This window comes from Streptomyces sp. NPDC015144, assembly GCF_043079735.1.
GTDB lineage: Bacteria > Actinomycetota > Actinomycetes > Streptomycetales > Streptomycetaceae > Streptomyces.
This window is the reverse complement of record NZ_JBIBUU010000008.1, coordinates 298,692-319,442: the sequence shown is the minus strand read 5'-3', so window position 1 is coordinate 319,442 and position 20,751 is coordinate 298,692. Positions and strand designations below refer to the sequence as shown.

The following is a 20,751-nucleotide window of genomic DNA, read 5'->3' as shown; positions in this document are numbered from 1 at the left end:
GTATCGGGGTGCCCCTCCGCCTTGCGATCGCACGCACCGGACACCGCACGGCCCGGCCTCCGGCCGGACGACGGCAGTTTGAAGACAGGTCCTAGAAACGGCGGTCCGCCGGACGAGGCCCGCAGGGGCTTCGTCCGGCGGACCGGGGACCGTGTACCGGCCGGGTGTCAGTTGAACTCGTCCGGGTCGGGGCCGGTGCGCAGGCCCCGGTCGGTGGCGGCGATGGCGGCCATGTCGTCGTCGGTGAGGGTGAAGTCGAAGACGTCGAGGTTCTGGCGGATGCGGGCCGGGGTGACGGACTTGGGGATGACGATGTTGCCGAGCTGGAGGTGCCAGCGCAGGACGACCTGGGCGGGGGACTTGCCGGTGCGGTCGGCGATCGCGGTGATCTCCGGGTCGTTCAGGACGGCGCCCTGGGCGAGCGGGCTCCACGCCTCGGTGGCGATGCCGTGCTGGGCGTGGAAGGCGCGCAGTTCGGCCTGCTGGAGGCCGGGGTGCAGCTCGACCTGGTTGACCGCGGGGACGAGGTCGCTGGTGTCCAGGAGGCGCTGGAGGTGGGAGGGCTGGAAGTTGGAGACGCCCGCGGCTCGGATGCGGCCGTCTGCGGCGAGCTTCTCCAGCGCCTTCCAGGTGTCGGCGTAGAGGTCGCGGGCGGGGGTGGGCCAGTGGATCAGGTAGAGGTCCACGTGGTCCAGGCCCAGCTTGGCGAGGCTGGCGTCGAAGGCGCGCAGGGTGGCGTCGTGGCCCTGGTCGGCGTTCCAGAGCTTGGTGGTGACGAACAGGTCCTCGCGGGGCAGGCCGGAGGCGGCGAGGGCGCGGCCGACGCCGGCCTCGTTGCCGTAGATCGCCGCGGTGTCGATGCTGCGGTATCCGGCTTCCAGGGCGGCGGAGACGGCGGTGGTGGTCTCGTCGTCGGGGACCTGGAAGACGCCGAAGCCGAGCTGGGGGATCTCGACGCCGTTGTTCAGCTTCACGGTGGGAACGTTGCCGGTCATGGTGGTTCGCTTCCTTGCTGTCGTGGGGGTGGGGGTCGGAATGGGAGAGGGAGTGTGGGGGTCAGCCGTGGACGGCGACCGGGGCGGGAGCGTCGGCGGGAGCAGGGCCGTCGGCGGGCACGGCCGCGGGGGTGCGGCGTTCCAGGGCGGCGGACCAGAAGGCGAGGCCGAGGGCCGCGGCCGCCAGCAGCGCGCCGACCCAGTTCGGGGCGGTCCAGCCGAGCCCTGCGGCGATGACCATGCCGCCGAGCCAGGCGGCGAGCGCGTTGCCGAGGTTGAACGCGCCGATGTTGACGGCGGAGGCCAGGGTGGGGGCGCCGTGGGCGTGGTCCAGGACGCGCTTCTGCAGCGGCGGGACGGTCGCGAAACCGAGGGCGCCCACGAGCAGGATCGACACGGCGGCGGCGACCTTGTCGTGCGCGGTGAAGGTGAACAGGCCGAGCACGACGGCCAGACCGCCGAGGGTCGTGTAGAGCATCGGCATCAGCCGGCGGTCGGCGAAGCGGCCGCCGAGGAGGTTGCCGAGGAACATGCCGACGCCGAGCAGGGCCAGCAGCCAGGTGACCGCGCCGTCCGAGTAGCCCGCCACGTCGGTCATCATCGGGGCGATGTAGGTGATCGCGGCGAACACGCCGCCGAAGCCGAGCACGGTCATCGCCATCGCGAGGAGTACCTGCGGGTTGCGGAACGCGGTCAGCTCCCGGCGCAGGCGGGCGCCCTCGGGACGCGGCAGGGCGGGCACCAGCCGGGCGATGCCGAGCAGACCGACGACGCCGAGCGCGGCGACCGCCGCGAAGGTGGTCCGCCAGCCCACGGCCTGGCCGATGAAGGTGCCGGCCGGTACGCCGACGATGTTCGCGACGGTGAGCCCGGTGAACATGGTGGCGATCGCACCGGCCTTCTTGTCCGGGGCGACCAGTTCGGCCGCGACCACGGAGCCGATCCCGAAGAACGCCCCGTGGGCGAACGAGGCCACGACGCGGCCCGCGAGCATGACCCCGAAGCTCGGGGCGACGGCGGACAGCAGGTTGCCGGCCGTGAACAGGACCATGAGCAGCATGAGCATCGTCTTGCGGCTGATCCTGGTGCCGAGAACCGTCATCAGCGGTGCGCCGATGACGACGCCTGCCGCGTAACCGGTGACGAGGAGCCCCGCGGTGGGGACGGACACGCCGTAGTCGGCGGCGATCTGGGGCAGGAGACCCATCACCACGAACTCGGTGGTGCCGATCCCGAAGGCCCCGACGGCCAGGGCGAGGAGTGCGAGCGGCATGGGAGCGGCCCTCCATACGGATTGCTTGTGCGCCTTACGGGACACGACAATAGTTGCATGCGCGCTATAAATGCAAACGCGGGCATTCGTCTACGGCCGTGGACCTTGGGCGGGTGGCATCCGTCGGCGCCTCCGGGACGTGTCGGGGCGGGGCAGGTGGGGCCTCAGCCGGCGAAACCGCCCCGGGGCTGGATGATCTCCAGGTTCGTGCCGTCCGGGTCGTTGAAGTACGCGACCCTGGTCCCCAGCGCCGCGTCCGGAGTCACCTCGCCCGCCACGAAGGTGTAGTCGTCGCCGAGGAAGCCGTACCCGGCCTCCTTCATCCGCTGGTACACCGCGTCGAAGTCGTCGACCCGGAAGCACAGGTGCATCGAGCCCGGACGGTTGGCCATCCCTCCCGTCCGCTCGCCCCGCGGCTCCTGGAACTCGATGAGGTCGATACCGAGGCCGTTGTCCAGGTTGATCGTGGCGTAGCGGAGTTTCGCGGTGGGCAGCCCCTGCGACCTGCCGAACGGGTCACTGTGCATCGTCTCGCCCGCGACGACGGGCTCCCGCCCGGTCAGGGCCCGGTAGAACGCGACCGAGACGTCCAGATCGGCGACCGAGATCCCGACATGGGCGGCCCGGGTGAGGTTCATCGCAGCGCCGGAAACGGCCATGGTCATCCCCTTCGTCTCGCACCCTCCGGGGCCCGTCCGGCGCCCGGGGCACGGCGGCCCTGGGAACAGGGCGGCTGAAACCGATTGTCCCGGCCCCGGCGGATCCCGCATCTCCTCCGCCCACACCCCGTCCCGCACCGTCCGCAACCGTCGGAGCACCGGGGTGCCCGGGCCGTTCCTTGCAGGGGCGGCATACCGCTCCTCGCGGATTGCCCCGGTCCAGGGCTTACCCTGGTCCGTGTCGCACCGGGAAACGGGAAAGGAACCCATCCCCATGACCGCCACGGACCGCTCGCTGACCGCCCTCGCCAACGGATGGGCCGCTCTGTCGTTCCTGCACGGCAAGATCGAGGCGCACATCGAGCGGGCACTGCAGTCCGGGCACGATCTGAGCGTCCGGGAGTACTCCCTGCTCGACGTGCTCAGCCGCCAGCACGACGGAGAGGGCGGCCATCTGCAGATGAAGCAGGTGGCCGACGCAGTCGTGCTCAGCCAGAGCGCCACGACCCGCCTGGTGACCCGGCTGGAGGACCGCGGACTGCTGGCCCGCTACCTCTGCCCGACCGACCGGCGCGGCATCTACACCAACGTCACCGAGGACGGGCTGCGGCTCCTCGAAGAGGCCCGGCCGACCAATGACGCGGCGCTGCGCGAGGCGCTGCGCGAGGCCGCCGACAACCCCGAACTCGCCCCGCTGGTCGCGGTCGTGGAGGCGGTGACCCCGCCCTCGCACGCCACCGTGTGACCGGCCGGTCGGTCCGGGGCGTCACGGCGCCGCCGTACCACCGGCGTCCGCACCCCCACCTTCACCGAGGCCCGGGTCCGTCCCGGCGGCCGCGGCGCGCAGCGCTTCGGCGAGGCGGGCGACGGGACCGGAGGGCGGGTGGGGCAGCCGGGCCAGGGCCAGCCGCCTCACCTCCTGCGGTCCCCCGCGCACCGGCAGCACCCGTACGCCGGGCGGTGCGGCCGTGGCCATCGCGCCCGGCACGGTGGTCAGCCCGCAGCCCGCGGCGACCAGATGGAGCCGGGCCAGCCAGTCGCGCGCCGTGTGCGGGGTCTCGGGGCGTTCGTCCAGTCCCGGCCACACCCCCATCCGGTGGTCGGCGCCGTCGGCCGAGCCCGTGATCCACCGCTGTCCGCGCAGGTCCGCCACATCGACGTACTCGCCCCGGGCCAGCGGATGGGTCTCCGGCACCGCCAGGCACAGGGGCCGTTCCGTGAGGGTCCGCAGCACCAACGGGGGCGACTCGGCGTCCGGCGCCCGGAACGGCGGCGCCAGGGACAGCAGCGCGAGGTCGATGCTGCCCGCCCGCAGCGCCCGCACCAGCGCCGGAGTGACCCCCTCCCGGCTGACGACGCGGACGCCGGGGGCACTGCGCCGCAGCGCGGCAACGGCCTGCGGGACCACGGTCGTTCCGGCACTGGGCACCCACCCCAAGCGCACGGTGCCGGTCTGCGCGGGCAGGCCGGACAGTTCACGGGCCGCGGCGTCGATCTCGTCGAGGACGAGGGTCGCGCTGCGCAGGACGACCCGCCCGGCGGCGGTCAGCCGCACTCCGTCACGGCGTCGTTCCAGCAGCCGGGCACCCGCGGCCCGTTCGACGGCGGCGATCTGCCGGGACACCGCCGACTGGGTGTACCCGAGCGAGGCGGCGGCAGCGGTGAAAGTGCCCCGCTCGGCCACCGTGCGCAGCACCCTGAGCGCGGTCAGCGACACATCCGTGAAGTCCATGACGTATACGCATATCACCTATGCGTAAGTTTCGTTGGACGCATGGTGGCGGGTGTTCCTAGATTGGAGCGGAACCCCTCCCCCCTTCACTTCGCACGGAGTCCTCTCATGCCCGTCGTCAGTACCCCCCACGGCTTCTCCACCACCGCCGCCGAGGTGATCCGCGGCATCGACCTGTCGGGCCGCCGCGCCGTGGTCACCGGCGCCTCCTCCGGTCTGGGCGCGGAGACCGCCCGCGCCCTGGCCTCGGCGGGGGCCTCGGTCACCCTGGCCGTCCGCGACACGGCGGCCGGCGAGCGCGTCGCCCGGGACATCGCCGCCGGCTCGGACGCCCGGAGCCCGCGGGTGGCCCCACTCGACCTGACCGACCCGGCGTCCGTCGCCGCGTTCGCCCGGGACTGGCGGGGACCGCTGCACATCCTGGTCAACAACGCCGGCGTCATGGCCTGCCCGCAGCGGTACACCGCACAGGGCTGGGAGTGGCAGTTCGCCACCAACCACCTCGGCCACTTCGCCCTCGCCACCGCCCTGCGCCCCGCCCTCGCCGCCGCGGACGGTGCGCGGATCGTCTCGGTCAGCTCCAGCGCGCACCAGCTCTCACCCGTCGTGTGGGACGACATCCACTTCGCGTTCCGCCGCTACGACCCCTGGCTCGCCTACGGCCAGTCCAAGACCGCGAACGTCCTGTTCGCGGTGGAGGCAACCCGCCGCTGGTCCGGGGAGGGCATCACCGCCGACGCCGTGATGCCGGGCGCCATCCACACCGGGCTGCAACGACACGTCGAGGACGCCCACGCCTCCACCAGCATCCCCGCCCACCTCCTCAAGACGGTGGAGCAGGGCGCCGCCACGTCCGTCCTGGCCGCCGCCTCCCCCCTGCTGGCCGGGGCCGGCGGCCGCTACTACGCGGACTGCGCGCAGGCCGAAGTCCTCGACCGCCGGGGCGCTCCCCTGCAGGGCGTCGCCCGCTACGCCGTCGACCCCGCGAACGCCCGACGTCTGTGGGAGCTTTCCACGGACCTCCTGGCCACCACCGGCTGAACCACCCCACCACCCCGGGGCGCGTGGTTCACCCCTCGGCCGGGCCCGGCAGCCCACGGCCCCGTTCGGAGCACTGCCGGAGGTACTGGGCCAGTACGTCCGGCAGTGCGCGGCCGCCCGGCACCCAGGCCGCGTATCCGTCCGGTCGCACCAGCACCGCGTCGAACGGCAGGGGCGTCACGGGCCGGGCCCGGACCACCCGCACGGCCCCTTCCCACTCTCGGGCCTCCTCCGCGTGGCCGTCGCTCTCCCCGCCGAGCAGCAGGAGCAGCGGCCCGCCGCCACGCAGCAGCGTGATCACGTCGGTCTCGCCGTCCGGGGTGTCCAGCACCAGGTTGCTCAGGAACTCCCCCGTGCCCCTCGGCCCCTCATGGCCGGGGAGCACCGTGTCCTGGGCGCTGATCATCGCGCCGAGACGCCCCTGCGCGCGATCCGCCGGCAGCATGGCGGTGAACACCTCGCGCAGCGCGTCCAGTTCGGGCCCGGGCCGCATCAGCGCGAGCTGCGCCCGGGTCTGTTCCACGATGCGCCCGGCGGCCGGGCGGCGCTCGGCGTCGTAGGTGTCCAACAGCCCTGCGGCTGCCCGGCCGTTGACGGCCAGGGCGAGTTTCCACCCCAGGTTGAGGGCGTCGAGCACCCCGGCGCTCAAGCCCTGGCCGCCGATCGGGAAATGGACATGTGCCGCGTCCCCCGCCAGGAAGACCCGTCCGGCGCGGAAGTCCCGGGCCACCCGGGAGAAGTCGCTGAACCTGCTGAGCCACTGCGGATCGCCCATTCCGATGTCCCGGCCCGCCAGCCAGGACACCTCACCGCGCAGTTCCTCCAGTACGGGCGTCGCCTGTCGGCCGGCGAAGGCACCGGAACAGTTCAGGGTCCGCAGATGCGTGCGGCCGTCGGCTGTGTGCTTGGCGACGATCCAGCCGCGTGGCGTCTGGTGCCACCCCGGGGCGAGCTCGTCGGGCCGCGCGAGGGTCACCGTGCCCGCCAGCGCGGACACCGTGGCCTCGTGGGTGTCGGACGCGATGCCCACGAGGTCGCGCACCGTACTGCGCGCTCCGTCCGCTCCCACCGCGTACCGGCCCGTACGGACCGTCGTCCCGTGCGGCCCCTCGGCCGTGACCCGGACCCCGTCGGCCCCCTGGGAGACCCCCGTCACCCGGTACCCGCGCAGCACCCGGGCCCCGGCCTCGCGCGCCCGTGCCTCGAAATGCCGTTCCAGCTCGGCCTGAACGCACTTGAGGACCGGGGCGGGCTCGTTCGCCGGGGTCGTGATGGCCAGTCCCGGCAGGCCCGCGAAATGGAACGGGCTCTCCCCCGGTCCGTCCCGGTACGCGCGCACGGGTCCCGGCAGGTGCCCGCGACGAGCGAGAACCTGCACCGCCCGGGCATGCAGCGTGGTCGCCCTCGGCCAGTCCGACACGGCGCCGCCCGACTCCAGCAGTACGGTGTCGACCCCGTACCCGGCGAGCTCGGCGGCGAGCAGCATCCCGACCGGGCCCCCGCCGACGACCACGACCTCCGCCCCCGCCGTTTCCTCCCCACGCACCACGACACACCTGGCCCTTCACCCCACCCGCACACCGCGGAACAACACTGGACGGACCATTCATACCTCCGCCCTCCGCCTCCCCCGTCGGCGGGGCGGGGGCGCGACGAAGGTCAGGGCTGGAGGCCGGGCGGGGAGGCGGCCGTGCCCGTCAGGTACGCGGCGGCCAGGGCGGTGAGCTCTTCGACCAGCTCCTCGCGGGGGATGGCCGGGCGGTCGAGTACCCAGCGCACACTGAGCGCCTCCATCGCGGCGACGAGTACCCAGGCGCGCGTGGTCCCCCGGCCGGCCGGTGGGGTGTGGCCCGCCACATAGGCCGAGCACAGATCCTGGACGCGGCGGCGCAGGCTGTGGAGGTGGTCCCCGTGAAAGCCGGGCGGCACCTCCTCGACCACAACGCGAAGGAGTCGCGAGTCGTGCTCGACAGCGCGGAGCAGCGCTTCGACGACGCTGGGGATCAGCCGCTCGGACGGCTGGTCGAGCTGGTCGGCGAGCGAGGCCGCGATCCGGTCGCCGGTCTCGGCCCAGTACCGCTCCATGATCATGACGAGCAGCTCGTCCTTGTCACGAAAGTACTGGTAGAGGGAGCCGGGGCTGATGTCCGCCTCGGCGGCGACCCGGGTCGTCGCGAACCGGGCGTAGCCGTCTCGGGCCAGGACCGTCCGCCCCGCCTCGACGATCCGTTCGACCATCTGCCGTGACCGCTCCTGCCGGGGCGTCCTGCGCATACACGAATTGTATGCGAATGATTACTCGCGTTACAACGGTCGGTATGACACGGAGCGACGCGGCACGTGGCGAGGGGCGGTTTCCGGGCCGGTTCCGGGAGGCCGAGGAGCGCGGGCGCAGGATCGCCCGTCCGCTCCTGTGGCTGACGGGGATCGGCGGAGAGGTCGACGAGGAGTTGATGGAGCGGCTGGGGGCGGCCCTTCTGCAGCGGGACGAGCCCGGCGCCGCCCTGGCCGGGGCCATGGGGCTCCCGGACGGGACGGCGGGCCGGGTGACGCGGGCCCAGGTGGGTGCGGCGTTGCGCGCGGCGCCGGACATGCCCGAGGGGCTGCCCGAGGCTCTGCGGTCGTTCCTGGAGCAGGTGGTCGCCGTGCCGGACTGGGTGGACTGGGGGCGGGTGGAGTCGGGGGCGGCGACGTTCCGTTCGCTGGGGCGCAACAGTGGTGACGTACTGACCCTTCTCTCGTTGGTCGGCGGATACCGGTTCGGCGGTCCGGCGGATCTGCTGGTGCTCACCGGCGGGCTGGCGGACGGGCGGACGCTGCGGCGGCTGGGCGAGACGGCCGCTTGGTCCCACGCGGTGACGCGTCCGGGCGGGCTGCGTCCGGGGGCCGAGGGCTGGCGTCTGACGGTCCATGTGCGGGTGATGCACGCGCTGGTCAACGCCCGTTTCGCGGCGCGGTGGGACACCGGGCGGTGGGGCTGCCCGATCAGCCAGGCCGACCAGGCGGCCACGCTCGGGCTGTTCGACGCGACGGTGATCGCGGGGTGCCTGGTGCTGGGGGTGCGGCTGACCCGGCGACAGCGCGACGACCTCATGCACCTGTGGCGGTACGTCGGCTGGCTGATGGGCGTGGCGCCGCAGTGGCTGACCGACGACGAGAACGTCCGGCACCGGTGGAACTACCACATCCTGCTGGCCGCGGGCGGCCAGAGCAGGGCCGGTCAGGAACTGGCCCGACTGACGATGGACGCCCAGGCCGAGCGCGCCTTCGGGCACCGCGCCCCGGCCGTGGAGCGGCTCCATCAACGCTACGAGCGGGCCCGGCAGTTGAGCATGCTCACCGCTTTCGTGGGGCTGCCGGGCATGCGCGACCTGGGCCTGCGTCCCAGGCTGCCGTGGGCCGTGCCGCTCGCGCAGACGAGGAACGTCGTGCGCTACCGGGTCCTCGGCTCGCTGCCCGGAGGCCGGCACCGGCTGGAGGAGCGCGGGGCCCGGGCGCAGAGCGAGTACCTGGCGTCGCTGTTCCCCGGCGGCGACGACGCCGCGGTGGCCCGGCTTCCGGAATCGGCGTGACGCACCCCGCGGTCGTCCCCGCAGGGACTCCGGTACGGCCGGATGTACGGCGTGGCGGGGTGACGCCCGGGGCCTTCCCTCGCGTTCCGGTACGGCCGGTGGGCACCCTCGGGCCGAAGCGGGCACGTCCCGGTGGGGCGGACAGCGGGACATACAGTGGGCCGATGACCACCGACAGCACAGGAACAACGCCGCTGACCAGCATCGACGGCATACGGAACTTCCGGGACGCCGGCGGGGTCGGGGCGCTGCCGCGCGGCCTGCTCCTCCGTTCCGGGGCCCTGGACGGTCTGACGGCCGGGGGCGCGCGGGCTTTGGAGGACGCGGGCGTGCGTACCGTCGTCGACCTGCGCAGCCGGCCCGAGGTGTCCGACCGGCCCGACGCCCTGCACGGTGCCGGGATCAGGTATCTGCACGTGCCGGTGTACGCGGAGCAGCGGTGGCCGCGGGAGCAGATGGAGCTGTATCCGTCGATGGCGGAGCACGCCGGGCGCTCCGTGCTGGCGGTGTTGCGGCGGCTCACCGCCGAGCGGCCCGAGCCGGTCCTGGTCCACTGCGCCTCCGGGAAGGACCGGACCGGTGTGGTGGTCGCCGTCCTGCAGACCCTGTTCGGCGCCTCCGAGGCCGAGGTCACCGCCGATTTCGTCCGCACCAACGCCGAACTGGGCCTCGGTCGCACCGCGCCGACGGGTGCGCGGGGGCACAACTCGCTGCCGGTCGCACCCCGGCATCTGGAGCGGGCCCTGCTGTGGATCCGGAGCCACCACGGTTCCCTCGCCGGTTATCTGCGTGCGCACGGCGCCGCACCGCAGGAGATTCCCGGCGTCGACGGGATCGGCGGGACGCCCGTCCGCTGAGCCCGTTGGAGGGCGGACCGGGCGGGTCGATCCGCTCGACGGTCCCCCGCCGGGCGGTCCCGGTGCCGGGACCGTCGACCTGCCGGGGCCCCTCCCGCTTCGGGTCGCCGGCCCGCGCCGCGCTCGCCCGGCCGCACCGCGGGGCCGTCCGGTGGTGGAACGAACCGCTCGGGTCAGGCGGCCAGCGCGGCGGGTTCGCGCAGATGGGCGGCGGCCGTTCGCCATGCCTCCGTCACCGCCGTACGGGCCCGTGCCGTGCGGGCGGCCCGGTCGCCGGTCAGCTCCAAGGACGTACCGACATGGACGTGGAGGTCCGGGCGGCGCAGGGGCGCGGTCACCAGACCGGCCACCTGCTTGGCGGCGCCGCCCGAGGCGAGCCGGCGGGCGCCCGCCTGGCCCACCGGGACGACGGGGGCGCCGGTGTACTCGACGATCCGGGCCAGGCCGCTGCGGAACGGGCCGGGGGCGGCTTCCGCGGCGTCCCGGCGGCGGGGCAGCCCGCCCTCCGCGTAGATGAGGACCAGGCGCCCCCGCTCCAGGGCCCGCGCCGCGAGGTCCAGTGAGGCCGCCGCCCGCCGGTCGCCCCGGACGACGGGGATGTGCCCCTCGTGGGCGAGCGCGCGGCCCAGCAGCGGAATCCGCCACAGCCCCGCGGCCGCCATGACGACCGGCTCGACGCCGAGGCGGCGCAGCGCGGCGATCACGACGGCGGGGTCGGCCAGGGAGGTGTGGTTCGCGGCCACGATGCTTCCGGGCGCGAGACCCGCGCCGGGGTCGGTGGTCACCGACAGACGGCCGGCCGCGGGCACCAGCACCTCGGCGATACGGCTGAGCATGAACGGGCTCCCTGGGTAAGCGGGTTCGGGTACGGGCGATGTCGTTCCTCATCGCGTCCGGCCCTCATCGTCAAAGGCCGGGACGCTCCGGCGCCTGAGTACCGGTACTCATCTCGCCGCCCGTGGGGAGTCGGCGGGAACCGCCTCGTGGAACCGCGCGGTTCGGCGCTTCCGGCGCGGTCCGGTGCCGAACACCGCAGCCTCTCATGGCGGGTGACGCGCGTGCGGGGCGGCCCCTTCCCCGGGCCGTCAGAAGCCCGGCGCACCCAGGAGCTTGTTCCGGCCATGAACTGGCAAATTCCTCTCACGGGATGGCCAGTTAAGCGATATGCTGATGCAGAATGTGCAAACGATTTGCAGAATAAGGAGGGTCATGGCTACTCGGGCGACCGACGCCGGGACGAACCAGAGCGTCGAACGGGCTGTCTCGGTGCTGCGCGCACTCGACTCCGGCCGCGCCGAACTACGTGTCTCGGACGTCGCCGAACTCACCGGGCTGGGCTCCTCGACGACGTCCCGGCTGCTGTCCACCCTCGAACGCCTCGACATGGTGGAGCGCGACCCCGTCAGCAATCTCTACCGCCTCAGCCTCGGTATCCTGCCGCTCGCCGCCACCGCGGCCAACCGCCACCCGGTGCACCGCGCCGCCCGCATGGTCCTCCAGGACCTCGCCACCCGTACCGGGCTCGGGGCCAATGCCGCCATCCGCCGCGGCACCGAGCTGATGTTCCTGTGCAACTTCGAGGGCGCCCGCGCCCCCAAGTCCTATACGCAGGCCGGGCACAGCGCCCCGCTGCACGCCACCAGCATCGGCAAGTGCCTGCTCACCGGCCTCACGCCCAAGGAACGCCGCAGGCTGCTCCCCGAACCGCTCACGGCGCACACCGACTTCACGACCACCAGCCACGATCTCCTCGACGCCGAGATCGAGACCGTCCGCCGCACCGGATACGCCGTCGAGGCCGAGGAGCGCGCCCTGGGCCGGGCCTCCCTCGCCGCACCCGTCCGGGACGGCTCGGGGGACGTGGTCGCCGCCATCTCCCTGTGGGGCCCCACCTCCCTGCTCGGCAGCCACACCGAGGCCGAGGGACAGCGCCTCGCCCTCACCCGGGAGGTCGTCGAGGCCGCCGACGTCATCAGTCAGGCACTCGGCGCCCTCTGAGCCGCCGCGCGAAGAGACCCGCGAGGGGCCCGGTGAAAGGTCGACAGCCTTTCACCGGGCCCCTCCGCCGTACCGGCGGGCGCCGTTACGCGCCGTACGCCTTGAACGCGGTCACCTGGGCGTGCCGTGCCCCGTGCGTCGCGTCCACCACGAGCCGCAGCGCGTCGGTCCGTACGGGCCCGCCGTCCTCACCGGTCAGCGCGTGCACCCGGTGGCGGCGGCGGTTGTCCGTCACCGTCAGCAGGGTGCGCCAGCCGCCGTCGGGCTCGCGGCTCTCGATCCGGTAGTCGCGGACCAGCTCCGGCATGACCTCGAACGGGGTGCGGTGCCGGTGCAGGTTGTTGAGGTACTCGTCGACGTCGTCGTCGAAGACCACCCGCACCTCGGCGATCCGCTGCTCGCCGTCCCAGTCCAGGCGCAGCCACTGCTCGGCCCGGTCCGGGTCGGCCAGCGGTGCGGACGACCACTTCTGCGGGCCGCCGTAGGGGCGCTGGTAGCCGCCGACGGCGCGCTCGGGCAGGAAGGCCCTGGTCTCCGGCGTCGCACGGAACGCGAAGGTCTGGCGCCGCAGTCCGCGGGCCTGCCACTCCAGGACCAGCTGGCCCTCCTCCTCCGGGATGTCGTGGTCGACGGCCGCGTCCCCCTCGACCCTGCTGCGCAGCGCGAGGACGCCCTCGGTGCGCTCGGGTACCAGGAACAGGGCCGCGCCCGGGCAGGACCGGACGATGAGGACGACGTTCTCCGGGGTGTCCGGACGGTGGTCCAGCCGGGCCGTGACCCAGTGGGGGCCGCCGGCGGGCACGGTCACCGTGGTGGCGAGCAGCCGGTCGACCGGGACGGCGTTCTCGGGGCGGCCGGTGCTCCACAGCTCCACGGCGAGCTCGACCGACCCCTCCGGGGCGCCGTGGACCAGCAGTTCGACCGTGTCGAGCGCGGGGTCCACGGGCAGCAGCAGCGCGAGGTCGCGGCTGAGCGGGTACGGCTCGCCGGGCGCCGCCCCGGCCGGTTCGGCGGCCAGCCGCCCCAGGTGCGAGGAGGCGCTGACCCTGGCCGCGCGCGCCAGGTTGCCGGGGTCGTCGTCGGTGAGGCCGATGACGGAGGCGTCCTGCCGCAGCAGGGTACGACGTACCAGTTCGGGCCGTTTCGTGGCGAGTTCGCGCGGGGTGAGGCCCTCGGCGACGCACAGCGCCGCGGCGGTTCCGGCGGCCTCGCCGAGGGTGGCGCAGGTGGCCATGACCCGGGTGGCGCCGAAGGCGATGTGGGTGGCGGAGATGTTGCGCCCGGCGAAGAACAGGTTGGTGACGTTCGCCGAGTACAGGGAGCGCAGCGGGATGTGGAAGATGCCGTCCGCGTAGCGCTGGCGGGCGCCCGGCTCGTCCGCGTACATGCCCTGGACCGGGTGGAGGTCGACGGACCAGCCGCCGAAGGCGATCCGGTCCTCGAACTGGCGCTGTTCGAGGATGTCCTGCTGGGTGAGGACGTAGTCGCCGAGGAAGCGACGGTACTCGCGCTTGCCGGGGAGGCTGCCGACCCACTCCAGGGTGAGGTTCTCGGCGTCCGGGAACTCCCCGGAGTTCTTGATGTGGTCCCAGATCCCCATGATCACGGACTGGAGTTCGTCGCGGATGCGCTCGTTGTCGTGGACGGTGTCGATCTCGCCGCCCCACTCGATCCACCAGTAGTCGCAGCCGTTGTCACCGGTGCGCAGGACCCGGTTGCGCAGGATGGGCGTGGTGGTGAGGTCGCGGGCGGAGTCGGGCGCCACGAACTTCACCGGTCGGCCCAGGTCCTTGGTGTGGAACAGGATCGTCGAGCCGAGCAGCGCCTCGTCCTGCTCCTCGGGCGCCCAGGGCTCGTCGAACTCCGCACGGGCCTCGCGGCCGATGCGGTACCGGGCGCCGGCCAGGTGGCCCAGCAGGCCGTCGCCGGTGCAGTCGAGGAACTGCTCGGCGTGGAAGGTGATGCGCCGCTCCGAGCCCATCATCCAGCCGGTGCACGAGTGCAGCGCGCGGGCGTCGTCCGGGCCGGTCGCGTCGACCTCGCGTACGTCGGTGTTGAGGTACAGGTCGATGTTGGGCTCGGCCCGTACGGCGTCGAGGACCACCTGGTCCCAGTAGTACGGGTTGCCCTCGGGGTTGCGGTACTGGTTCTCGGTGTACAGCTCGCCCATGATGCCGGTCTCCCGGGCCCACCGGTGCACCCCGTGGGCGGTGGCGCCGCAGACCCAGACCCGGATCTCGCTGCTGGCGTTGCCGCCCAGGACGGGCCGGTTGTTGACCAGGGCGACACGTCGGCCGAGCCGGGCCGCGGCGATGGCCGCGCAGGTCCCCGCCAGGCCGCCGCCGATGACGGCGATGTCGTAATGGACCTCTTCTTCCCGCACGGTGCGGCCTCCTTGGAGTGAAGCTCGGATACTCTCCGCCGCAGCGGAGCGTCCTTGAACGTACATCACTTCCATATTGTGCAACCACTGTTCAGCCAGTGGGATGTGTTGTAGATTTCCGGCGCAGCCACAGACGATCGCCACGACGGACGCCCAGCTGGGCCCGTGGTTCGTTCGACGGCTTCGCCGGTTCTGCACAGATTCGGCGATTCACCGCCCAAAAGGGTTGACGCCGTCGCACGATATGGAGAACGATCCCGCATGCTGCAACTTGCGTTCAATGGAGCATGTATGGCATTCCTGCAGGGTCTCGGTCGAGGCAGAGGGCGGAGCGGCCCCACCGGCACAGCCGGGCGTGCCGCACCCGTCCGTCCGCGCACGGCCGCCCGCGGCACGCCCCGCACCAGCGCTCCTGCCCCGTTCGAGAGGACACACCCATGAGTACGGCCGCACCTCCGCAGAAGGCCGCTCCACGCCGTGAGCGGGCCGGCGGACGGCTCTCCAACGGCGCGTTCGCACTGTTGCTGACCGCGCCGGGAATCGCCCTGTTCGCGACGATCATCATCTACCCGCTGCTGTCGGCCCTGGTCACGGGCTTCTTCAAGCAGGACCTGCGACTGCCGGGCCGGGAGTTCGTCGGGCTGGAGAACTTCTCCTACTGGCTGGACGGCGACTTCCTCACCATCCTGAAGCAGACGCTGGTCTTCACGGTCGGCGCGACCGTCGTCCCGTTCGTGATCGGCTTCGCGCTCGCCCTGGCGCTGAACTCGGGCCTGAAGGGCAGCGGCTTCCTGCGCGGTCTGTTCCTCTTCCCCTGGGTGATCCCGGGCGTGGTGGTCTCCTTCCTCTGGATGTGGATCTTCAACGCGAACTACGGCGTGCTCAACGGTGTCCTCATGAAGGCCGGGATCATCGAGGAGTCGATCTCCTGGCTCGGCCAGCCCGGCACGGCCATGCTCGCGGTCATCATCACCAAGACCTGGGCCAGCTTCCCGTGGATGATGGTCATGCTCCTGGCCGGTCTGCAGACCGTGCCCAAGGAACTCCACGAGGCGGCCTCGATGGACGGGGCCGGCTCGATCCGGCGCTTCTTCGCCGTGACCTGGCCGCAGGTCCGCGGCGTCGCCTCCATCGTGCTGCTGCTGGAGTTCATCTGGAACTTCCAGCACTTCGACACCATCTACGTGCTCACCGGCGGCGGCCCGGCCGGTGCGACCGAGACCTTCGCCACCGCCGTGTACCAGACCGCCTTCAAGGGCTTCGACATCGGCCGGGCGACCGCGCTGGGCGGCCTGTGGATGCTGCTGCTGCTCGTCCTCGTAGTTGTGTACCTCAGGATCACCGAGCGGAAGAACGACGCCTGATGACTTCCACGACCACCACCCCGCTGTCCGGCACCGACCGGCTGAGCCCCGCCGCCACGTCCTCCGGGCGCACCGCGCGCCGCCGGATACGCAAGGACCTGCTGCGCTCGCGGATCGTGGCCTGGACCGCCGTCCTGGTCATCGGCGCCTTCGGCATGCTGCCGGTGTACTGGCTGCTGGTCACCGCGCTGAGCAGCCCCGAGCAGACCTTCCAGTTCCCGCCGAGGCTGATCCCCACCGAGATCACCTTCAGCAACTTCACGGCCCTCGCCGAGAACGACCAGCTGATCAAGTACCTTGTCAACTCGTTGATCGTCGCCTCGATCACCGCCGTGCTGAGCGTGGTCGTCGCCACGTACATGGGCTACTCGTTCTCCAAGTTCCGCTACCGCGGACGGCGCTCGCTGATGCACATGGTGCTGGCCTCCCAGATGTTCCCGCAGGCACTCCTGCTGGTGACGCTGTACGCGGTCTTCTCCAGCTTCGGCCTGCTGAACACGTACACCGCCCTGGTGTTGTCCTTCACCACGTTCACGATGCCGCTGTGCGTGTGGATGCTGAAGGGGATCTTCGACACCATCCCGGACGCCCTGCTGGAGGCCGCGTCCATCGACGGCGCGTCCCGCTGGCGGACGCTGCACTCCATCGTGGCCCCGCTGGCCGCGCCGGGGATGATCGCCGCCGGGCTGTTCGCCTTCGTCCGCGGCTGGAACGACTTCATCTTCGCGGTGACGCTGGCCGACAAGGAGAAGCAGACCCTGCCGCCCGGCCTCGTCTCGACGTACATCGGCGAGTTCCAGACCGCCTGGCCCGAGCTGATGGCCGCCTCCCTGGTGGTGTCCGTCCCGGTGGTCGTCGCCTTCATGTTCCTCCAGCGCTACCTCGTCGGCGGTATGACCGCCGGTTCGGTCAAGAGCTGAGCCCGCGGGTCCCCCGCTCCCTCCCCCACGTGTTCCCCTTCCGCCCAACCCTCAATGGAGAGACAACCATGACCACCTCTGGTCTCAGCCGGCGCGGCGCGCTTCGTATGTTCGGTCTCGGCGCGCTCGGCGTGGCCGGCGTCGGCGCCCTGAGCGCCTGCGCGCCGTCCGGCCCCAGCTCCTCCTCGAACGGAGGCGACACGAAGTCCAAGAACTTCGACTTCACCTCCTGGTCGCTCAACGAGGAGGCCGCCAAGCCCTCCATCGAGAAGATCATCAAGGCCTGGGAGAAGGCCGAGGGCTCCAAGATCCGCGCCGTCTCGTACCCGTACAACGAGTACCTGAGCCAGCTCACGCTCAAGCTCGGCGGCGGCGAGACCACCGGTGCGATCCACCTCGACATCGCCTGGCTCGCCGCGGTGGCGCAGATGGGCAAGCTCGTCGACCTCGGCCCGGTGGCCGGCAAGGGCGGCTACACCGACGTCGCGCTGAACAGCGGCAAGTACGACGGCAAGCAGTACGGCCTGCCGTGGAACACCGGCTCGATCGGCCTCATCGCCAACTCCAAGCTCCTGGCGAAGGCGGGCATCAAGAAGCACCCGACCACCATCGAGGAGTTCGAGGACGCGCTGCGGGAGCTGAAGGGCCTCGGCGGCGGTGTGGTGCCCTACGCCGCGGCCACCAAGGTCGCCCAGCTCAAGGACATCTTCCCGTGGATGCAGACCTTCGGCTGCACGCTGCTCGACGGTGACAAGGTCACCATCGGCGACGACGCCTCGATCGACGCGGTCACCTGGTACAAGAAGCTCCACGACCAGAAGCTGATCGCCGCCGACGTGGACCGCTTCGACGCCCGCGCCCTGTTCGGGCAGGGCAAGGCCGCCTTCTACGACGACGCCATCATCGGCAAGGGCGTGACCTCGGCCCAGTCCAAGGACAAGACGCTGGCCGACGCCATGCAGCCGATGCAGCGTCCCGTGCTGAAGGCGGGCGACACGCCCCAGGCGCTGCTGTGGGGCGGTGTCATCGCGATCGTGAAGGGCAAGGGCCAGGACGCGGCCACCGACTTCGCGCTGCACGCCACGACCGACCAGGCCACGGTCGCCCAGTACTTCGCCGAGCGCGCCCTGCCGCCGTCCACCACGGCGGGCCTGGCCGACCCGAAGGTCGCCAAGGACACGTTCTCCACCGAGTGGACCGAGAAGATCACCAAGACGGCGACCGGCAGCCCGTTCTGGCAGTTCGCGCAGAACGCCCAGATCGAGGAGGCCGTGGCCAAGCAGGTCCAGGCCGTCCTGGTCGGCAAGTCGAAGCCGAAGGACGCCATGAAGCGTGCCGCCGAGGAGGTCACGGACCTCATCAAGCGCTGATCCGGCGCTCGGCGGCCAAAGGGCCCGGTACAGGCGGTTCCGCCGGTACCGGGCCCTCCGGCGTCCCGCACTCGACTTCCCCAAGACGTATTTCAGTTTCGTATTGTGCACCCTCTATTCGTGATCTGGGATCAGTTGTAAGCTCCCGGCGCAGCGACGGGGCAGTTCTGCAAGAGGGACGCTCCGTTCGCCTTACCCCCGCATCCGCGAAGGAGCTCACCTTGCGACGTCCCACGGCACGCGTGTACGCGGCCTCGGCAGCGGCCCTGGCCGCCCTGCTCACGCTCGTCCCGGCCGCCCAGGCCGACGGCGGCACGGACGGCACGGCCGTCGCGGCCACCACGGCCGCCGCCACGGCGATCGAGAAGATCCCGTACGCGATGGACTCGTCGAACCAGGCCGCCTGGTGGTCCCCGGTCGCCACGTACAAGGGCCGCGGGCAGTACACGTACTTCGCGTTCAACGAGCCCGGCGCGACCGCGGCCACGCACCGTCCGGCCATCGCCCGGCGCGACCCGGACGGGGTCTGGAGCCGCCTTCCGCTGCTCGACAAGAACGGGCAGCAGGCGGAGTTCGCCGACGACAACGGCCACAACCAGCCGTCCGTCGCCCGCGACGGCAGCGGCCGGCTGCACGTCTTCACCTCGATGCACGCCGACCCCTGGCGCTACTTCCGCACCGAGGCCCCGGGCACCGACGTCACGGACCATTCGTCCGAACTGCCCGACCAGGGCGTGGGCATCACGTACCCGGTCGTCACCACCGCCCCCAACGGCGACCTGTACCTGGCCGCCCGGGTCGGCTCCGGCGCCGACAAGCGGCCCGGGAAGCTCTACCGCTGGGACAACGCCGCCTCGAAGTGGAGCGTGGTCGCCACCTTCGCCGACGCGCTGAACCGCTCGGTGTACCCGGACGACCTGATGGTGGACGCCACCGGGCGCGTGCACCTGCTGTTCGAGTGGGCGAAGGCCCCGGCGACCGGCTTCCGCCACCAGCTCACGTACATGAGCTACGACCCGGCGTCCGGCACCTTCGCCGACAGCAGGGGCGCCGCGGTCACCACGCCGGTGACGCCCGCCACGTCCGACGTGATCCAGGACCTCACCGCGGGCGAGGAGTGGAGCATCGACAACGCCTACACCGGCCCGGCGGTGCAGAGCGCCAAGCTCACCCTGGACGGCTCCACCCCGAAGGTGGCCTACCGCTACCGCTCGGCCGAGAGCGGCGCCAACTTCCGCGTCTACTACGCCTACCCGAGCGGCAGCAGTTGGGTCAGCAAGACCGTGTACGCGGGTGGCCAGACGGCCGCCGCCATCGGGATCACCTGGGACGCCACGGACACCAAGCGGGTGTACTACGTGACCACCACCGGCACCGACCGGGTCTTCGCCGCGACGCAGAACGCGGACGGGGCCTGGGTCGCGCAGTCCGCCGCGCCGGGCGTGACCGCCGACCGGCTGGCGGTGCGCCAGGACTCGGACGGGTCCGACGTGCTGTACCTGCCGGTCATCGCGAGCAACTCGCTGTACTACGGGCGTCGCTGAGGCCCGCGCCGCAGGCCGCCGCCCGCCCCGGACCGTGGCGCGGGCGGCGGGCCCCGGTTCTCCCCCGGCTCCTCAGGCCAGCGCCAGCAGACCGACCGCGACGGCCGCCGCGCCGAGCCCCACCAGTTGGCCGCGGTGGATCCGCTCGGCGAGCACGCTCCGGGCGAGCAGCACCGTACCCGCCGGGTAGAGCGCGGTGATGACGGCGACGACGGCGAGGTCCCCGCCGCGGGCGGCCATCAGGAACAGCAGGTTGGCCACCGAGTCCAGGGCGCCCGCGGCGGCCGACACCGCGTACGCGGGCCGCTCGGTGCCCAGGCCGGAACGGATCACGACGGCCACGCTCAGCGTGATCGCCGCGGAGACCGCCCGCCCCACGATCAGCGGGGCCACCCCGCTCCCGGCGGGCGCCTGGTTGAGGCAGATGAGCTGGACGGCGATGGCGGAACCGGCGCCGAGAGCCAGCAGCAGCGCCCGGCGCGAGGGCCGCACCGCCCCGGTACCGTGCCCCGCGCTCACCATCACCACCGCGGCCAGCGCCAGTGGCAAACCCGCCAGCCCGGCCGCCCCGAGGTGTTCGCCCTGCACCAGGCCCACCCCGACCGGAAGCATGGCGGAGACCACCGCCGTGACCGGCGAGAGCACGCTCATCGGGCCGATCGCCAGGGTGTGGTAGAGCAGTGCGAACGCGCCCGCCGAGGCGACCCCCGACGCGACACCCCAGCCGAGCGCACCGGGGCTGAACGAGGCCCCGAGCACCGGCCACAGGGTCAGCTCCACCGCCAGCGAGGCCGGCGCCGCGATCACGACGGTGCGCAGTACATGGGCCTTGCGGGCGCCGAGTCCGCCCAGGAAGTCGGCGCAGCCGTAGACCAGGGAGCTGCCCAGGGCCAGCAGCAGAGCGATCACGGTCCGCCCCGCCTCCTCGGGCCCGTACCGCTTCCGCGCCGTACCTTCCGGCTCGCCATGCCCCACCCCTCCCATTCGCCCCGGGAGCCTACCGGGGCCAACTCCCTTCACGGCAAGGGCCTTTGGCGGAGATT

The 20,751-nt window shown here is 72.3% G+C and carries 18 protein-coding genes; 9 read left to right on the top strand and 9 right to left on the bottom strand.

Features of this window, described 5'->3' with window-relative positions; all coding sequences use genetic code 11:
* Positions 1-167: 167 nt before the first annotated feature.
* The 3 genes from ACF08W_RS17070 to ACF08W_RS17060 all read right to left on the bottom strand — a co-directional run bounded on the left by ACF08W_RS17070 (position 168) and on the right by ACF08W_RS17060 (position 2,927).
* Positions 168-995, bottom strand: coding sequence for an aldo/keto reductase (locus ACF08W_RS17070; protein ID WP_385212199.1), 828 nt, complete (start codon positions 993-995; stop codon positions 168-170).
* A 61-nt stretch (positions 996-1,056) separates the two neighbouring features.
* Positions 1,057-2,268 (bottom strand): MFS transporter, encoded by a 1,212-nt coding sequence (locus ACF08W_RS17065; RefSeq protein WP_385212201.1) that lies wholly within the window; start codon positions 2,266-2,268, stop codon positions 1,057-1,059.
* A 164-nt stretch (positions 2,269-2,432) separates the two neighbouring features.
* On the bottom strand, positions 2,433-2,927 hold the full coding sequence (locus ACF08W_RS17060; protein WP_392279709.1) for a VOC family protein: 495 nt from the start codon (positions 2,925-2,927) through the stop codon (positions 2,433-2,435).
* A 274-nt stretch (positions 2,928-3,201) separates the two neighbouring features.
* On the opposite strand from ACF08W_RS17060, the gene ACF08W_RS17055 reads away from it, so the two are divergent.
* Complete coding sequence (locus ACF08W_RS17055) at positions 3,202-3,672, top strand: MarR family winged helix-turn-helix transcriptional regulator (protein ID WP_392279708.1); 471 nt, start codon at positions 3,202-3,204, stop codon at positions 3,670-3,672.
* A 21-nt stretch (positions 3,673-3,693) separates the two neighbouring features.
* On the opposite strand, the gene ACF08W_RS17050 is transcribed toward ACF08W_RS17055, so the two are convergent.
* Positions 3,694-4,659, bottom strand: a complete 966-nt coding sequence (locus ACF08W_RS17050; protein WP_392279707.1) for a LysR family transcriptional regulator — start codon at positions 4,657-4,659, stop codon at positions 3,694-3,696.
* Positions 4,660-4,767: 108 nt separating this feature from the next.
* Between ACF08W_RS17050 and ACF08W_RS17045 the strand changes: the two genes are divergently transcribed.
* Positions 4,768-5,700, top strand: a complete 933-nt coding sequence (locus ACF08W_RS17045; RefSeq protein WP_392279706.1) for an SDR family NAD(P)-dependent oxidoreductase — start codon at positions 4,768-4,770, stop codon at positions 5,698-5,700.
* Positions 5,701-5,728: 28 nt separating this feature from the next.
* Here ACF08W_RS17045 and ACF08W_RS17040 read toward each other — a convergent pair whose 3' ends face one another.
* On the bottom strand, positions 5,729-7,246 hold the full coding sequence (locus ACF08W_RS17040) for an FAD-dependent monooxygenase (protein ID WP_392279705.1): 1,518 nt from the start codon (positions 7,244-7,246) through the stop codon (positions 5,729-5,731).
* Between the two features lie 113 nt (positions 7,247-7,359).
* Positions 7,360-7,974 (bottom strand): TetR/AcrR family transcriptional regulator, encoded by a 615-nt coding sequence (locus ACF08W_RS17035; protein WP_385212213.1) that lies wholly within the window; start codon positions 7,972-7,974, stop codon positions 7,360-7,362.
* A 44-nt stretch (positions 7,975-8,018) separates the two neighbouring features.
* Here ACF08W_RS17035 and ACF08W_RS17030 point away from each other — a divergent pair, with 44 nt between their 5' ends.
* Complete coding sequence (locus tag ACF08W_RS17030; protein ID WP_385212215.1) at positions 8,019-9,272, top strand: oxygenase MpaB family protein; 1,254 nt, start codon at positions 8,019-8,021, stop codon at positions 9,270-9,272.
* Between the two features lie 164 nt (positions 9,273-9,436).
* Positions 9,437-10,129 carry a tyrosine-protein phosphatase gene (locus tag ACF08W_RS17025; protein ID WP_392279704.1) on the top strand — a complete coding sequence of 231 codons (693 nt, stop codon included), beginning with the start codon at positions 9,437-9,439 and terminating at the stop codon, positions 10,127-10,129.
* 173 nt (positions 10,130-10,302) lie between these two features.
* Here ACF08W_RS17025 and ACF08W_RS17020 read toward each other — a convergent pair whose 3' ends face one another.
* Complete coding sequence (locus ACF08W_RS17020) at positions 10,303-10,965, bottom strand: lysophospholipid acyltransferase family protein (protein WP_352278697.1); 663 nt, start codon at positions 10,963-10,965, stop codon at positions 10,303-10,305.
* 373 nt (positions 10,966-11,338) lie between these two features.
* On the opposite strand from ACF08W_RS17020, the gene ACF08W_RS17015 reads away from it, so the two are divergent.
* The gene (locus tag ACF08W_RS17015; RefSeq protein WP_352278698.1) at positions 11,339-12,127 is read left to right on the top strand and encodes an IclR family transcriptional regulator; all 789 of its coding nucleotides are present in this window, start codon (positions 11,339-11,341) and stop codon (positions 12,125-12,127) included.
* An 85-nt stretch (positions 12,128-12,212) separates the two neighbouring features.
* Here the strand turns inward: ACF08W_RS17015 and ACF08W_RS17010 are convergent, their stop codons facing one another.
* Positions 12,213-14,510 (bottom strand): FAD-dependent oxidoreductase, encoded by a 2,298-nt coding sequence (locus ACF08W_RS17010; RefSeq protein ID WP_392279703.1) that lies wholly within the window; start codon positions 14,508-14,510, stop codon positions 12,213-12,215.
* Between the two features lie 437 nt (positions 14,511-14,947).
* Here ACF08W_RS17010 and ACF08W_RS17005 point away from each other — a divergent pair, with 437 nt between their 5' ends.
* The 4 genes from ACF08W_RS17005 to ACF08W_RS16990 all read left to right on the top strand — a co-directional run bounded on the left by ACF08W_RS17005 (position 14,948) and on the right by ACF08W_RS16990 (position 19,708).
* Positions 14,948-15,874, top strand: a complete 927-nt coding sequence (locus tag ACF08W_RS17005) for a sugar ABC transporter permease (protein ID WP_352278701.1) — start codon at positions 14,948-14,950, stop codon at positions 15,872-15,874.
* Positions 15,874-16,794, top strand: a complete 921-nt coding sequence (locus ACF08W_RS17000; protein WP_352278702.1) for a carbohydrate ABC transporter permease — start codon at positions 15,874-15,876, stop codon at positions 16,792-16,794. Before ACF08W_RS17005 ends, ACF08W_RS17000 begins: the two co-directional genes overlap by 1 nt.
* A gap of 68 nt (positions 16,795-16,862) precedes the next feature.
* Positions 16,863-18,164 (top strand): extracellular solute-binding protein, encoded by a 1,302-nt coding sequence (locus tag ACF08W_RS16995; RefSeq protein ID WP_385212222.1) that lies wholly within the window; start codon positions 16,863-16,865, stop codon positions 18,162-18,164.
* 221 nt (positions 18,165-18,385) lie between these two features.
* Positions 18,386-19,708, top strand: a complete 1,323-nt coding sequence (locus tag ACF08W_RS16990) for a BNR-4 repeat-containing protein (protein ID WP_392279702.1) — start codon at positions 18,386-18,388, stop codon at positions 19,706-19,708.
* 72 nt (positions 19,709-19,780) lie between these two features.
* Here ACF08W_RS16990 and ACF08W_RS16985 read toward each other — a convergent pair whose 3' ends face one another.
* Complete coding sequence (locus tag ACF08W_RS16985; RefSeq protein WP_385212226.1) at positions 19,781-20,617, bottom strand: EamA family transporter; 837 nt, start codon at positions 20,615-20,617, stop codon at positions 19,781-19,783.
* Between the last annotated feature and the right edge of the window lie 134 nt (positions 20,618-20,751).

Bases quoted from the DNA above. Each gene is read 5' to 3' on its own strand.
- ACF08W_RS17070 (WP_385212199.1), bottom strand. From the start codon at position 995: ATGACCGGCAACGTTCCCACCGTGAAGCTGAACAACGGCGTCGAGATC.
- ACF08W_RS17065 (WP_385212201.1), bottom strand. From the start codon at position 2,268: ATGCCGCTCGCACTCCTCGCCCTGGCCGTCGGGGCCTTCGGGATCGGC.
- ACF08W_RS17060 (WP_392279709.1), bottom strand. From the start codon at position 2,927: ATGGCCGTTTCCGGCGCTGCGATGAACCTCACCCGGGCCGCCCATGTC.
- ACF08W_RS17055 (WP_392279708.1), top strand. From the start codon at position 3,202: ATGACCGCCACGGACCGCTCGCTGACCGCCCTCGCCAACGGATGGGCC.
- ACF08W_RS17050 (WP_392279707.1), bottom strand. From the start codon at position 4,659: ATGGACTTCACGGATGTGTCGCTGACCGCGCTCAGGGTGCTGCGCACG.
- ACF08W_RS17045 (WP_392279706.1), top strand. From the start codon at position 4,768: ATGCCCGTCGTCAGTACCCCCCACGGCTTCTCCACCACCGCCGCCGAG.
- ACF08W_RS17035 (WP_385212213.1), bottom strand. From the start codon at position 7,974: ATGCGCAGGACGCCCCGGCAGGAGCGGTCACGGCAGATGGTCGAACGG.
- ACF08W_RS17030 (WP_385212215.1), top strand. From the start codon at position 8,019: ATGACACGGAGCGACGCGGCACGTGGCGAGGGGCGGTTTCCGGGCCGG.
- ACF08W_RS17025 (WP_392279704.1), top strand. From the start codon at position 9,437: ATGACCACCGACAGCACAGGAACAACGCCGCTGACCAGCATCGACGGC.
- ACF08W_RS17020 (WP_352278697.1), bottom strand. From the start codon at position 10,965: ATGCTCAGCCGTATCGCCGAGGTGCTGGTGCCCGCGGCCGGCCGTCTG.
- ACF08W_RS17015 (WP_352278698.1), top strand. From the start codon at position 11,339: ATGGCTACTCGGGCGACCGACGCCGGGACGAACCAGAGCGTCGAACGG.
- ACF08W_RS17005 (WP_352278701.1), top strand. From the start codon at position 14,948: ATGAGTACGGCCGCACCTCCGCAGAAGGCCGCTCCACGCCGTGAGCGG.
- ACF08W_RS17000 (WP_352278702.1), top strand. From the start codon at position 15,874: ATGACTTCCACGACCACCACCCCGCTGTCCGGCACCGACCGGCTGAGC.
- ACF08W_RS16995 (WP_385212222.1), top strand. From the start codon at position 16,863: ATGACCACCTCTGGTCTCAGCCGGCGCGGCGCGCTTCGTATGTTCGGT.